Below are 13,198 nucleotides of genomic sequence, written 5' to 3'. Positions count from 1 at the left end.
TGACGTTTCTTTGCTGTGATGGAATGCAAATGACCCTCTACGAAAACGTAATTGGCCCGCGCAGCCGCACCGCCGGAGGTGAGCTCGTTGCCATCCTGGCCGGTTCGCTGCTGCTGACGCTCTCGGCCAAGGTTGCAGTGCCGTTCTTCCCCGTCCCGATGTCGATGCAGACGCTGGCCGTCATTTCGCTCGGCCTGTTCCTCGGACCGGTCCGTGGCGCTGCAGCGGTGCTGGCTTACCTTGCACAGGGCGCGGCCGGCCTTCCGGTCTTCGCCGGCACGCCCCAGCAGGGCATTGGCCTTGCCTACATGGCCGGACCCACAGGCGGCTTCCTGATTGGCTTCGTGCTCCAGGCCTACGTTGCGGGCTGGCTTTTCCATCGCGGGGCGGGGCGCAGCCTCTGGTCGGCTGTTGCGGCTGCGCTAGTTGCAGGTGCTGCCCTCTACCCGGCAGGACTGCTGTGGCTCGGCTATGTCGTCGGCTTTGACAAACCTTTGTTGGCTATGGGGCTGTTTCCCTTTATTCCGGGTGACATAATGAAGGCGGCACTGGCTGCTCTGCTCTTCGTGGCAGGCAGCCGCATCCGCACCAAGCGGGAGGAGATCTGATGCGCCCGGTTCTGGAACAACTGGAGGAGCGGCGCGCCCAGGCGCGCCTTGGCGGCGGCAAGCGCCGTATTGACGCCCAGCATGCCAAGGGCAAGCTGACGGCACGTGAGCGTATTGAGGTGCTGCTCGACGAAGGCAGCTTCGAAGAATACGATATGTTCGTCACCCACCGCGCGACCGACTTCGGCATGGCCGAACAGAAGATCGCGGGCGATGGCGTTGTCACCGGCTGGGGCACCATCAACGGCCGTCAGGTCTATGTCTTCAGCCAGGACTTCACCGTTCTGGGTGGCTCGCTCTCCGAGACCCATGCGCAGAAGATCTGCAAGATCATGGACATGGCAATGCGCAATGGCGCTCCGGTCATTGGCCTGAACGATTCCGGCGGCGCGCGCATCCAGGAAGGTGTGGCCTCGCTCGCAGGCTACGCCGATGTCTTCAAGCGCAACGTCGATGCGTCCGGTGTCATCCCGCAGATCTCCGTCATCATGGGACCCTGCGCAGGCGGTGCCGTCTACTCGCCTGCCATGACCGACTTCATCTTCATGGTCCGCGATAGCTCCTATATGTTCGTGACCGGTCCGGATGTCGTGAAGACCGTGACCAACGAGATCGTCACGGCGGAGGAACTCGGCGGCGCAACCACCCACACCAAGAAGTCCTCCGTTGCAGACGGTGCCTACGACAACGACATCGAAGCTCTGGAAGGCGTTCGCCGTCTCTTCGACTTCCTGCCGCTGAACAACCGCGCGGAGCCACCGGTCCGTCCGTTCTACGACGATCCTTCCCGCGTCGAGATGGCGCTTGATACGCTCATCCCGGACAGCGCCAACAAGCCCTACGACATGAAGGAGCTGATCCACGCGCTGGCCGACGAAGGCGAATTCTTCGAGATCCAGGAAGCTTACGCCCGCAACATCATCACCGGCTTTATCCGCATGGAAGGCCAGACGGTGGGCGTAGTCGCAAACCAGCCGATGGTTCTCGCCGGCTGTCTCGACATCGACTCCTCGCGCAAGTCTGCCCGTTTCGTGCGCTTCTGCGATGCCTTCAACATTCCGATCCTGACCCTGGTCGACGTTCCGGGCTTCCTGCCGGGCACGGCGCAGGAATACGGCGGCGTGATCAAGCACGGCGCGAAGCTGCTCTTCGCCTACAGCCAGGCGACGGTGCCGATGGTCACCCTCATCACCCGCAAGGCCTATGGCGGCGCCTATGACGTGATGGCGTCGAAGCACATCGGCGCGGACATCAACTATGCCTGGCCGACCGCCGAAATCGCCGTGATGGGCGCGAAGGGCGCGACCGAAATCCTCTACCGTTCCGAGCTTGGCGATCCGGAAAAGATCGCGGCCCGCACGGCCGAATACGAGGAGCGTTTCGCCAATCCGTTCAAGGCAGCAGAACGCGGCTTCATCGACGAGGTGATCATGCCGCATTCGTCTCGCCGTCGCATTGCGCGCGCCTTCGCGGCACTGCGCAACAAGCGCGTCGAGACCCCCTGGAAGAAACACGACACGATCCCGCTATAGGCTATAAGATGTTCAAGAAGATCCTGATTGCCAATCGCGGTGAGATCGCCTGCCGCGTTATCAAGACCGCCCAGAAGCTGGGCATCGCCACCGTGGCTGTCTACTCGGACGCCGACCGTGACGCGCTCCACGTCAAGATGGCCGACGAAGCGGTTCACATCGGACCGCCGCCCGCCAACCAGTCCTACATCGTCATTGACAAGATCCTCGACGCGATCAAGCAGACGGGTGCCGATGCCGTGCATCCTGGCTACGGCTTCCTGTCCGAGAACCCGCTGTTCGCAGAGGCTCTCCGCGCAGCCGAAGTCACCTTCATTGGCCCGCCTCCCAAGGCCATCGAGGCGATGGGTGACAAGATCACCTCCAAGAAGATCGCAGCTGCCGCAGGCGTTTCCACCGTTCCGGGCCACATGGGCCTGATCGAGGACGCCGAGGAGGCTGTCCGCATCGCCCAGCAGATCGGCTATCCGGTCATGATCAAGGCTTCCGCCGGTGGCGGTGGCAAGGGCATGCGCATCGCCTGGAACGATGAGGAAGCCCGCGAAGGTTTTCAGCTGTCGCGCAACGAGGCGAAGTCTTCCTTTGGTGATGACCGCATCTTCATCGAGAAGTTCGTCACGCAGCCGCGTCACATCGAGATCCAGGTGCTTGGCGACCTCCACGGTAACGTTGTCTATCTCGGTGAACGCGAATGCTCGATCCAGCGCCGCAACCAGAAGATCATCGAGGAAGCGCCGTCACCATTCCTTGACGAGGCTACCCGCAAGGCCATGGGCGAGCAGGCTGTCGCTCTGGCCAAGGCCGTAGGATACGCTTCCGCCGGCACGGTCGAATTCATCGTTGACGGCGATCGCAACTTCTACTTCCTCGAGATGAACACTCGCCTGCAGGTTGAGCATCCGGTCACCGAGCTGATCACCGGCCTCGACCTGGTTGAGGAAATGATCCGCGTCGCCGCTGGTGAGCCCCTGCGGATTACTCAGGAAGACGTTAAGCTCAACGGCTGGGCGATCGAAAGTCGCCTTTATGCCGAGGATCCGTTCCGCAACTTCCTGCCGTCGATCGGCCGCTTGAAGCGTTACCGTCCTCCGGTCGAGGGCCAGCAGGAAGATGGCACTATCGTCCGCAACGACACCGGCGTGTTCGAGGGCGGCGAGATCTCGATGTATTACGATCCGATGATCGCCAAGCTCTGCACCTGGGCGCCCGACCGCATCACCGCGATCGATGCCATGTCGCGCGCTCTGGACGATTTCGAGGTCGAAGGCATCGGCCACAACCTGCCGTTCCTCTCCGCAGTCATGCAGCAGGAGCGCTTCCGCCAGGGCGCGCTGACCACCGCCTATATCGCTGAGGAGTTTCCGGAAGGCTTCCAGGGCGTGAGCGCAGGCCTGGACGAAACGCGCAAGCTCGCGGCCGTTGCGGCCTTCATGCACGTCCGCGCCGAGAAGCGCGCGGTCCAGATCTCCGGTGCGATGGCAAACCACGCCCGCAAGGTGCCCACCAACTGGGTCGTCACCCTTGGCGGCAACGAGCTGCCGGTCCGCACCGAGGCAGGCGAGGGCGACACCCTGAACGTTGTCTTTGATGATGGAACGGTTGCCGTGTCGAGCGACTGGCTGCCCGGTCGCAACCATGCCTCTTTCCTGGTGGATGGTGAGCGCATCGGCGTGAAGACGGCATCGGCTGGTCAGGGCTGGCGTCTGCGCTGGCGCGGCATCGATGAGGTCGCTCGCGTCCGCACGCCGAGGATTGCGGAACTTGCTCGCCTGATGCCCGAGAAGCTGCCGCCAGACACGTCGAAGATGCTTCTGTGCCCAATGCCGGGCGTCATCACCTCCGTCGCGGTGAAGGTTGGCGATACGGTTGAGGACGGACAGGTGCTTTGCACGGTTGAGGCCATGAAGATGGAAAACGTGCTGCGCGCGGAACGCCGCGGCGTGGTCAAGTCCATCAGCGCCGAGCCTGGCATGAGCCTTGCGGTCGACGAACTCATCATGGAGTTTGAATGAGATGAGAGGCTGGCGGTTTTCGGACTGCCGGCCTTGCTTTTGAGAGATATCCGGCGATGTTCCTGCAGGGTGAGGCGGGAAACATCGCGGCATAGGTTCGGACGGTGGCGGACGTTGCAGCCAGCCCCGCGAAGAGGAAAGAAAGCAGCACAAATGGCTCCAAAACTTGAGAAATGGCGTGAGTTGGCGGAGAAGGAGCTCAAGCGCTCGCCTGAAACCATCGTCTGGAACACGCCGGAGGATATCAAGGTCAAGCCGCTCTACACGGCCGAGGATCTTGAGGGCGTCAGCCATCTGGAATCCCTGCCGGGCATGAAGCCCTTCGTGCGCGGTCCACGCGCTACAATGTATGCTGGCCGACCGTGGACGATCCGCCAGTACGCGGGCTTCTCCACCGCCGAGGAATCGAACGCCTTCTACCGCAAGGCTCTGGCCGCCGGCCAGCAGGGCGTTTCAGTCGCCTTCGACCTTGCGACGCACCGTGGCTATGACAGCGACCATCCGCGCGTGGAAGGCGACGTCGGCAAGGCCGGTGTTGCGATCGACTCCGTCGAGGACATGAAGATCCTCTTCGAAGGCATCCCGCTCGAGAAGGTCTCGGTCTCCATGACCATGAACGGCGCGGTGATCCCGATCCTCGCCAACTTCATCGTCGCGGGTGAGGAGCAGGGCGTTCCGCGTGCCCAGCTTTCCGGCACCATCCAGAACGACATCCTAAAGGAGTTCATGGTCCGCAACACCTATATCTATCCGCCCGAGCCTTCGATGCGGATTGTTGCGGACATCATCGAATACACAGCCAGGGAGATGCCGAAGTTCAACTCGATCTCCATTTCCGGCTACCACATGCAGGAAGCCGGTGCGACGCTGGTGCAGGAGCTTGCCTTTACGCTCGCCGACGGCCGCGAATACGTTCGCGCCGCGCTGAAGAAGGGCCTGAACGTCGACGACTTCGCAGGCCGCCTGTCATTCTTCTTCGCCATCGGCATGAACTTCTTCATGGAAATCGCCAAGCTGCGCGCCGCGCGTCTGCTCTGGGCCCGCATCATGGAAGAGTTCGAGCCGAAGAAGGCAAGCTCGCTGATGCTGCGCACCCACTGCCAGACCTCTGGCGTCTCGCTGCAGGAGCAGGACCCCTACAACAACATCGTGCGCACCGCCTTTGAGGCCATGTCGGCTGCCCTCGGCGGCACCCAGTCGCTGCACACCAACTCCTTCGACGAAGCGATCGCTCTGCCGACGGAATTCTCCGCCCGCATCGCCCGCAACACGCAGCTCATTCTGCAGCACGAGACGGGTGTGACCAACGTCGTCGACCCGTTGGCTGGCTCCTACTACATCGAGAGCCTGACCAACGAGCTGGCCGAAAAGGCCTGGGCGCTGATCGAGGAGATGGAATCTCTGGGCGGTATGACCCAGGCGGTTGCCACCGGGCTGCCGAAGCGCCTGATCGAGGAAGCTGCGATCCGCAAGCAGGCATCGGTTGATCGCGGCGAGACCGTTATCGTTGGCGTCAACAAGTATCGTCCCGAGACCGAGGACGAAATCGAGATCCTCCAGATCGACAATACCGCCGTGCGTCTGTCGCAGATCGCCCGCCTTGAAAAGGTGAAGCGCCAGCGCGACCCGAAGCGCGTCGAGGCAGCCCTTGCCGCCCTCGAGCAGGTCGCCCGCACCGGCGAAGGCAACATCCTCGAGGCAGCCGTGGAAGCTGCCCGCCTGCGCGCGACCGTGGGCGAGATCTCCGACGCGATGCGCAACGCCTTCAACGAGAACGTCGCCGTTCCTGTGATCGTCGAGAAGGTCTACGGCGAGTCCTACGAGAACGATCCGGAATACCGCACGGTGGTCGAGCGCCTGCAGAGCTTCTCTGAGACGCTGCAGGAAAAGCCGCGTGTCATGATCGCCAAGCTCGGTCAGGATGGCCACGACCGTGGCGCCAAGGTTATCGCTTCTGCCTTCAACGACATCGGCTTCGAGGTTCTGGCGGGTCCGCTCTTCCAGACGCCCGAGGAAGCAGCCGACATGGCGATTGCCTCGAAGGTGCACGTCGTCGGCGCATCCTCGCTCGCCGCTGGCCACAAGACGCTCGTTCCCCAGCTCATCCAGGAGCTGAAAAAGAAGGGTGCGGAGAACATCATTGTCGTCTGTGGTGGTGTCATCCCCCGTCAGGACTATGACTACCTGCTTGAACAGGGTGTAGCTGCTATCTTCGGACCGGGCAGCAACGTGCTCGAATGCGCACGCACGGTGCTTGATCTGCTTGAGGGACGCCGCCGTAACGACTAGAGCAATTCCAGGAAAAGTGGGAACCGGTTTCCCGTCCGGAATTGCGTTTAAACAAAGGCTTAGATCATTTCAGCGTTTCCGTGCTCCGCTGAAACGATCTAAGGCACTACTGCTACAATTGAGGAGGACCACATGACGTCACCGATCATCTTGACGAACAGCGATGGCATTGCCGAGATCCGGCTGAACCGGTCCGAGCGCCGTAATGTCTTCAGCGTTGAGATGGTCGATGCTTTGGTCGAAGCCGTCAATGAGGTTGTCTCCAGGGACGAAACGCGCGTACTCGTCTTCAGTGCCGAAGGTCCGTCCTTCGGCGCTGGCGGCGATCTTGCTTTCTTCCACGAAGCGGAAGACAAACCCGCTGCTGCCGAGCGCCTGATCCACCCCCTGCACGCGATGCTGAAGCAACTCGACAGCGCCGCATTCGTGACCATCGGCAGCATCAAGGGCGCGGTCGCTGGTGGTACGCTGTCGCTTGCCCTTGGTCTCGATATGGTTATCGCAGCCGAGGACACGATCTTCAACTTCGCTTATCCGCGTGTTGGCGTCCCGGCGGATTGTGGCGGCTCATGGGCCCTGCCGCGTCTGGTTGGCTATCGCAAGGCGCTGGAAATCGCGCTTCTGTGCCAGTCTATTCCGGCGGATGAGGCCCTAAGGCTTGGGCTGGTGAACAAGGTCGTTCCGCTTGACGCTTTGGAAGCGGAGACGGCCGACCTTGCCCATCGTATTGCAGCAGGGGCACCCGTTGCCCACAAACACCTGAAGGCGCTGATGCGTCAGTCGCTGGACAACAGCTACGCTGACCAGCTCGATGTGGAAGCCTCCGCCTTCATCAGTTGCGCCGGTACCGCTGATTTTAGTGAAGCCCTTGAAGCCTTCTTCGGCAAGCGCAAGCCGCAGTTCGTGGGGCGCTGAGCGTCTCAGGTTTTCAGATAAATCAGAGCCCCATCCTGGTGACGCGGTGGGGCTTTTTCTTTTCCTGAGTGGCTGGATAGTTCCCGCCAAAGCAAGAACGGCGCCCCAAGGACGCCGCTCTCGAAGGTCTATCGGTAGGGATTAATTAACAGCCGGCGCGCTTGGCCAGGCCGTCCTCACGCAGCTTGTGCGGGCTCTCGATCGTCACGATCGAGTCCAGAGCCGGAAGGAAGTGGCTCTTGTCGCTCGCCTGCAGACCGCCGGTCGGGATCGTCACCTGACCTGCATTCTCCTGGAGCCACTTGGCCGCTGCTTCACCTTCCGTCGTGCCGGCGCCATTCATGGTTTCGGCAACGATGAGCGGGATGATGTAGTATGGTGCCAGCGAGCCCGGGCCGCCCAGCATTTCGAGTTCCGGCACTTCCTTGTTTGCACGGGCAACGAACTTGGCGAAAGCGTTCTCGCCAACCGGGTCGCCATCGCAGTAGGTCTGGCCGACGAACGTCACGGCATAGACGTTCTCGAAGGCTTCTTCGCCGATCACGCCGGCATTGCCGACGGCGTAGTTGGACAGCGTCTGGTTTGCCAGAACCGGCACATCCCAGCCGATGTCGAGGCGGTTCTCGAGCATCTTGCGGGCGTCGTCACCGAGCGAGGAGATGAACAGCAGCGCTTCAGCACCCGACGAACGCAGCGACAGCAACTGCGGGGTCATGTCTTCCGTGCGGAACGGGAATTCCTGGATTTCGACGGGCTCCAGACCCTTTTCCTTCAGGTATTCCGTGATCTCGACCACACCTGCCTTCGACATGCCGCCGTTGTCGGAGATGATGCCGAACTTCTTCACGCCGAGCTTGTCGATCGCGAAGTTGATGTTCGGAATGATCTGGTTCAGCGCGGTAACCGAGGTCGAGAAGTGGTACGGCACGGTGTCCGGGCTCAGCGTCGGCGAAGCAGCCGTCGAGACGTGCAGCACCTTGCTCTCGGTCGTTACCGTTGCGATCGGAATGGTCTCCTGGCTGGTGGCCGGGCCGATGATCGCATCGACCTTTTCGTTCTGCAGCAGGCGGCGGGCTTCAGCAACGCCGTGGGTCGGGTCGGTCATCGTATCTGCGATGACGAGCTCCACCTTCTTGCCGAGAATGCCGCCATTGGCGTTGATCTCGTCAACGGCGAGCTTCCATGCGGTGCTTGCAGCACGGCCGATGGACGCGCCACCGCCGGTCATCGACATGATGCCGCCCAGCTTGACGGTATCCTCGGCGAAAGCCACGCTGCTCCCCAAGGCAACGCTGGCGACCGCAAGAATGCTCAGTGTTTTGTTCAACCGTGTACCCATGTGACTCCTCCGGATCAGGTATGAAAGCCATCAGACTTCAAGCAAAAGCCGCGATCATCGTTCGAACGGACTAGTGCACTGCGGCGAGGAAAGAGATTCTCTGCACCTAGTCCGGATGGAGTGGGACATGGGAGCCGGCGCCCGCCAAACTGCCCGCCATGAAACGCGCGCTCATATGTTCTTCACACACGATCAGCGGGGTCATGCCGGGCTCCGTTCCTGCCTCGCGTCATTCCCTGGAGGTTCGCCTGCGGGCGCTGTCATCCGCTGGATACCAGGGCTACTGGTTTCATTTCCGCGATTATCTTGAGCAGAAGGCGGCAGGTCTCACGGACGGTGAAATAAAGTCCCTCTTCGATGCGGCGGGAATGGAGCATCGCGGCGTGGAGTTTCTCACGGACTGGTTTCTCGACACCAGTGATGCACGCCAGATGGAAGATGCAGCCTTTGCCGCTGCGCGCGCGATCGGGGCGGACGTCCTGAGTGTGGGCGCGGATTTCCAGGGCAAGGGTCTTTCACGGTCGCATATGGTGGGAACCTTCGAGGCGCTCTGCGCGCGGGCTGCAGAACATAGACTGTCCGTCGGCCTTGAGATCGTTCCCTGGAGCAACGTACCGGATCTGAAAACGGCGCTCGATTTGATGGGCCCCGTAAATGCGGGGCTCGTCATTGACGCCTGGCATGTCTTCCGGGGGTCAACGACCCTCGACGAGCTGGAAACGCTGCCAAAGGAAAAGATCCTCTGCATTCAGGTCAATGATGCAGGTCCGCAGGTGGGATCCCTGCCGGAGGACACCCAGCGCAGGCTTTTATGCGGGGAAGGCGAGTTTGATCTTCCAGCCTTCGTCCGCTCCCTCCGGAAGACCGGATCCGAGGCTCCTCTGAGCGTCGAGATCATCTCCCCTGAGCTGGCTGCCATGCCGCTTGAAGATGCTGCCCGCACGACGTTTGACAGCGCAGCTTCGCTCATCGTGATCTGAGACCCTAGACCGCCATCACGGTTCAGTTTGTCTGATAGTCCGTTCTAACGATGCTGGCTTAATCGATTGAGCGCATAGGGGAGTATGGCGCTAGTGCGCCCACGAACAAGCTGCATGGGAGGACTTCATGCTGAGTGAAATTGCGATCATCGTCGTCCGCGGTGTCGCTATAGGTTCCATCTTCGCGTTGATAGCGATGAGCTTCAACATCGTACATGGCGCGACTGGTATCCTTAACTTTGCCCAGGGAAACATGTTTGTCCTGGGTGGCTTTGCGGCGTTTTTTCTCGCCAATCAGGTAGATGTATCCTGGTGGTTGCTGATGATGGTGGTTTCAGGCCTCCTCGTTGCTGCACTGGTGACATTCCAGGGTTGGATCACACTCTTGCCTTTAAGGTCTGCGGTCGAGCAGGACTCGTGGATCATATCCACCATGGCCGCCTCGATTATTCTTGGCGCGATCCTCATGATCACCCAGGGTCCCTTTGCCTACACGGTTCAGAGTGTCGTGCCGTCGTTCCGCGTCTTCGGCGTACGAACGCCCGGCGCCTACGCACTCGCCATTGGCGCAATGGTGTTCTGGTATTTTGCGCTGCGCTTCTTCCTGCGCAAGACGTTGCTCGGCCTCGCCATCAGCGCAATCTCGCAGGATCTTGATGCGGCGCGCGCCGCGGGCTTGCCCGTCCGCCGTCTCCAGCTGATCGCCTTCGCCATCAGCGGTCTGATCGTCGGCACCGCTGGCTTTCTCGTTGCTCCCGTCATCTCCGTCAGCCCAGACGCCGGCATGCGCTACGTCCTGAACGGCTTCGTTGCGACCGTGGTGGGTGGCGTTGGCAGCAATCTCGGCACCCTGATCGGCGGACCGCTGGTCGGCGTTGTTGCGATGCTGACCGCCTACAAGATCGGTGGCTCGTATCAGGATCTGGCTTCGCTGCTGGTTCTGGTTCTGATCCTGATGGTTCGTCCGCAGGGTCTGTTCGGCCGCACGACTGCGCGGAGGGTTTGATATGACCGTATCCAAGACAATGGACTCCGGCGCACAAGTGTCTGTTTCAACGACGTCCAGAGCGCGGTTCAACTCCGATCTGCCACAGGTGTGGATCGGCATTGCGCTGATCGCCGTCACCGGATTTCTGCCGTCGCTGCTTGGCAACTCTTACTGGGTGCACACCTTCCATCTGGTGAACATCTACATTGCCGCCGCTATCTTCCAGAACTTCCTCTTTATCGATGCCGGCCAGAAGTCGTTCGGCCAGGGCGTTCTGCTTGGATTGGGTGCCTATGTCACGGCCATCTTCTTTGGCATGCATGGCTATTCTTTTGCGGCAGCTTCACTGATTGGCCTTTTTGCGGCCTTCCTCGGCGGCCTGCTCTTCGCACTGCCGGCGCTGCGCGTGCAGTATTTCCATCTTGGCTTCGTGACGCTTTCGGCCGCAATCGTCTTCCCGCAGCTTCTGATGTCGCTCGACAAGTGGACGAACGGCATCAACGGCATCAGCGTGGCGGTGCCATGGATCCATCATGAGGTAATCTTCGGCCTGTCCTGGCTGACGATCATGGTGGCGGTCTATCCGATGCTCGCGCTGGTCGTGCACTATGCGATCCGCAACTCGCGTCTTGGACGCCAGATGCGCGTTGCCGCCCTCAGCCCCGAGGCTGCCCGCACCCTAGGCGTGAAGCCGGGCGTGATGCGCTTCCTCGCCTTCATCATCGCCTCCATCGGCACCGGCATCTGCGGCATCCTCTACCTTCCCGCCGTTTCCTTCGTGAGCCCGCAGGGCTTCAACATGGAAATGTCGTTCCTGTTCTTCATGGCGGTCGTGGTGGGTGGCCGCGGACAGCTTCTCGGCCCGATCATTGGCATGTGGATTGTGTTCATCCTGCCGAACGTCGCGCTGGTTGAATACGTCGACTACCGCCTGCTGATCTACGGCACCCTGACGCTGCTCACCGTCGTTCTCTTCCCCGACGGCATCGTCGGCTCGGTAGAGCGTTGGCGCAAGGCACGGTCGGTCCTTGGCCGTGGCGAAAAGGCCTTCCGTATTGACCCGTTCCTTGAACGCCTGAAGAACAACACCCAGTTCACCCCGTCGGATACTGAATATGCCGTCGAGGTCCGCAATGGTGTGAAGCGCTTCGGTGCTGTGGTTGCTGTCGGCGGCGTCAACATGAAGGTCCGCAAGGGCGAGATCCACGGCCTGATCGGTGCCAATGGCTCAGGCAAGACCAGCCTTCTGAACGTCCTGTCGGGCTTGAGCCGCCTGGACGAAGGCTCGTTCCTGATCAACGGGCATGATGCGACGCGCATGGCCGCCGACCGTATTGCCAATACGGGTCTTGGCCGTACCTTCCAGACGCCCCGCATCTTCACTCAGCTGTCGCTTTGGGAAAATCTGCGAATCGGTCTGGATGCCAGCACGACGAGCCCCAGTGAAGGCATCAGGCAATTGGCCGCTCAGCTGGAAGCCGAGTTCGGTCAGGACAATGCCGAGCTTCTGTCGCACGGCCAGCGCCGTCTGGTGGAAGTAATGCGCGTGGTTCTGAAGGAAGCGGACATCATCCTCTTCGACGAACCGGCCGCAGGTCTCTCGCAGAGCGAGCGTGCGGATTTCGCCAAGCTCGTCCGCTTCCTGTCGCGCAACCTCGGCAAGAGCGTGATCCTGGTGGAGCACGACCTCGACCTCGTCTGGGGCATTGCCGACACCATCACCGTTCTGGAACAGGGCAAGTCCGTCGCCAGCGGTGCTCCGGAAGCGCTCGCCCGTGATCCTGCCGTACAGCACATGTTCGTTGGAGGCGCCCGTGCTTAAGGTCAACAATCTCTACGCGGGCTATGGCATAGTCCCTGTCCTTGAGGATGTCTCCCTGTCGGTCTCCGCCGGTGAGATCCTTCTCATCGGTGGCGAGAACGGCGCGGGCAAGTCCACCCTGATGCGGGCGATCGCCGGCTTCAACAAGCCGACGAAGGGCGAGGTGCTTCTGGACGGCAAGCCGCTCCAGGGCATGGCGCCGGAAGCCATCGCTCAGTCGGGCCTCCGTCTGGTGCTCGATGGGCACCGGGTGTTTCCTGAGCTGAGCGTTTACGACAACCTGCGCATGGGTGCGGCGGCGCGTCGTGGCGACAAGGCAGCCTTCAGCAAGGCCGTCGACCAGATCTACGACGTCTTCCCGATCCTCAAGGAAAAGCACAAGGCATACGCGCGTGACCTTTCCGGTGGCCAGCAGCAGATGCTGGCCCTCGGCCAGGCCTTCGTTGCCCAGCCCAAGGTGCTTCTCTGTGACGAGCCGTCGATGGGTCTCGCCCAGGCGCTGCTGCCGCCGATCCTTTCCTTCCTGCGCAACTGGGCGGAGAGCGGCACTGCGGTCGTCATCGTCGAGCAGCACCTGAAGGTGACCGCCCCCTATGCCGACCGCGCGATGATCATCGAACGCGGCAAGGTCAAGTTCACCTGCAAGGCCTCCGAGCTTGATGAAAAGCTCGGGCTCGCCGAAACCGCTGCGGCGCACTAGCATTGGAGGCGGT

Annotated in this window: 10 protein-coding genes; 9 read left to right on the top strand and 1 reads right to left on the bottom strand. The window is 61.4% G+C overall.

What is annotated here, in order from left to right; genetic code table 11:
• The first annotated feature begins 29 nt into the window (after window positions 1-29).
• The 5 genes from IEX27_RS08470 (at window position 30) to IEX27_RS08450 (ending at window position 7,356) form a co-directional block, all read left to right on the top strand.
• Window positions 30-608 carry a biotin transporter BioY gene (locus IEX27_RS08470; protein WP_188720606.1) on the top strand — a complete coding sequence of 193 codons (579 nt, stop codon included), beginning with the start codon at window positions 30-32 and terminating at the stop codon, window positions 606-608.
• Window positions 608-2,140, top strand: coding sequence for an acyl-CoA carboxylase subunit beta (locus tag IEX27_RS08465; RefSeq protein WP_188720605.1), 1,533 nt, complete (start codon window positions 608-610; stop codon window positions 2,138-2,140). Before IEX27_RS08470 ends, IEX27_RS08465 begins: the two co-directional genes overlap by 1 nt.
• Before the next feature lie 8 nt (window positions 2,141-2,148).
• Window positions 2,149-4,152 carry an acetyl-CoA carboxylase biotin carboxylase subunit gene (locus tag IEX27_RS08460; RefSeq protein ID WP_188720604.1) on the top strand — a complete coding sequence of 668 codons (2,004 nt, stop codon included), beginning with the start codon at window positions 2,149-2,151 and terminating at the stop codon, window positions 4,150-4,152.
• A gap of 153 nt (window positions 4,153-4,305) precedes the next feature.
• Window positions 4,306-6,441, top strand: a complete 2,136-nt coding sequence (gene scpA / locus IEX27_RS08455; protein ID WP_188720603.1) for a methylmalonyl-CoA mutase — start codon at window positions 4,306-4,308, stop codon at window positions 6,439-6,441.
• 132 nt (window positions 6,442-6,573) lie between these two features.
• A complete protein-coding gene (locus tag IEX27_RS08450; protein ID WP_188720602.1) occupies window positions 6,574-7,356 on the top strand; it encodes an enoyl-CoA hydratase/isomerase family protein in 783 nt (260 codons plus the stop codon).
• 145 nt (window positions 7,357-7,501) lie between these two features.
• Here IEX27_RS08450 and IEX27_RS08445 read toward each other — a convergent pair whose 3' ends face one another.
• Window positions 7,502-8,695: an ABC transporter substrate-binding protein gene (locus tag IEX27_RS08445; RefSeq protein WP_188720601.1), complete on the bottom strand. Its 1,194-nt coding sequence runs from the start codon at window positions 8,693-8,695 to the stop codon at window positions 7,502-7,504.
• A 203-nt stretch (window positions 8,696-8,898) separates the two neighbouring features.
• Here IEX27_RS08445 and IEX27_RS08440 point away from each other — a divergent pair, with 203 nt between their 5' ends.
• The 4 genes from IEX27_RS08440 (at window position 8,899) to IEX27_RS08425 (ending at window position 13,185) form a co-directional block, all read left to right on the top strand.
• A complete protein-coding gene (locus tag IEX27_RS08440; RefSeq protein ID WP_188720600.1) occupies window positions 8,899-9,675 on the top strand; it encodes a sugar phosphate isomerase/epimerase family protein in 777 nt (258 codons plus the stop codon).
• Window positions 9,676-9,802: 127 nt separating this feature from the next.
• A complete protein-coding gene (locus tag IEX27_RS08435) occupies window positions 9,803-10,681 on the top strand; it encodes a branched-chain amino acid ABC transporter permease (protein ID WP_188720599.1) in 879 nt (292 codons plus the stop codon).
• Window position 10,682: 1 nt separating this feature from the next.
• The gene (locus IEX27_RS08430) at window positions 10,683-12,485 is read left to right on the top strand and encodes a branched-chain amino acid ABC transporter ATP-binding protein/permease (RefSeq protein WP_244630291.1); all 1,803 of its coding nucleotides are present in this window, start codon (window positions 10,683-10,685) and stop codon (window positions 12,483-12,485) included.
• Window positions 12,478-13,185, top strand: coding sequence for an ABC transporter ATP-binding protein (locus tag IEX27_RS08425; RefSeq protein ID WP_188720598.1), 708 nt, complete (start codon window positions 12,478-12,480; stop codon window positions 13,183-13,185). Before IEX27_RS08430 ends, IEX27_RS08425 begins: the two co-directional genes overlap by 8 nt.
• The last annotated feature ends 13 nt before the right edge of the window (window positions 13,186-13,198 follow it).

It is taken from the genome of Nitratireductor aestuarii (assembly GCF_014641695.1).
In the GTDB taxonomy this organism is placed as follows: domain Bacteria; phylum Pseudomonadota; class Alphaproteobacteria; order Rhizobiales; family Rhizobiaceae; genus Chelativorans; species Chelativorans aestuarii.
The sequence above is the reverse complement of the archived record's forward strand: the minus strand, read 5'-3'. Positions and strand labels throughout refer to the sequence as shown.

What these genes read in the sequence shown, in the direction of transcription:
- IEX27_RS08445 (WP_188720601.1), bottom strand. Translation starts at nt 8,695, where the DNA reads ATGGGTACACGGTTGAACAAAACACTGAGCATTCTTGCGGTCGCCAGC.
- IEX27_RS08440 (WP_188720600.1), top strand. Translation starts at nt 8,899, where the DNA reads ATGCCGGGCTCCGTTCCTGCCTCGCGTCATTCCCTGGAGGTTCGCCTG.
- IEX27_RS08470 (WP_188720606.1), top strand. Translation starts at nt 30, where the DNA reads ATGACCCTCTACGAAAACGTAATTGGCCCGCGCAGCCGCACCGCCGGA.
- scpA (WP_188720603.1), top strand. Translation starts at nt 4,306, where the DNA reads ATGGCTCCAAAACTTGAGAAATGGCGTGAGTTGGCGGAGAAGGAGCTC.
- IEX27_RS08430 (WP_244630291.1), top strand. Translation starts at nt 10,683, where the DNA reads ATGACCGTATCCAAGACAATGGACTCCGGCGCACAAGTGTCTGTTTCA.
- IEX27_RS08465 (WP_188720605.1), top strand. Translation starts at nt 608, where the DNA reads ATGCGCCCGGTTCTGGAACAACTGGAGGAGCGGCGCGCCCAGGCGCGC.
- IEX27_RS08435 (WP_188720599.1), top strand. Translation starts at nt 9,803, where the DNA reads ATGCTGAGTGAAATTGCGATCATCGTCGTCCGCGGTGTCGCTATAGGT.
- IEX27_RS08460 (WP_188720604.1), top strand. Translation starts at nt 2,149, where the DNA reads ATGTTCAAGAAGATCCTGATTGCCAATCGCGGTGAGATCGCCTGCCGC.
- IEX27_RS08450 (WP_188720602.1), top strand. Translation starts at nt 6,574, where the DNA reads ATGACGTCACCGATCATCTTGACGAACAGCGATGGCATTGCCGAGATC.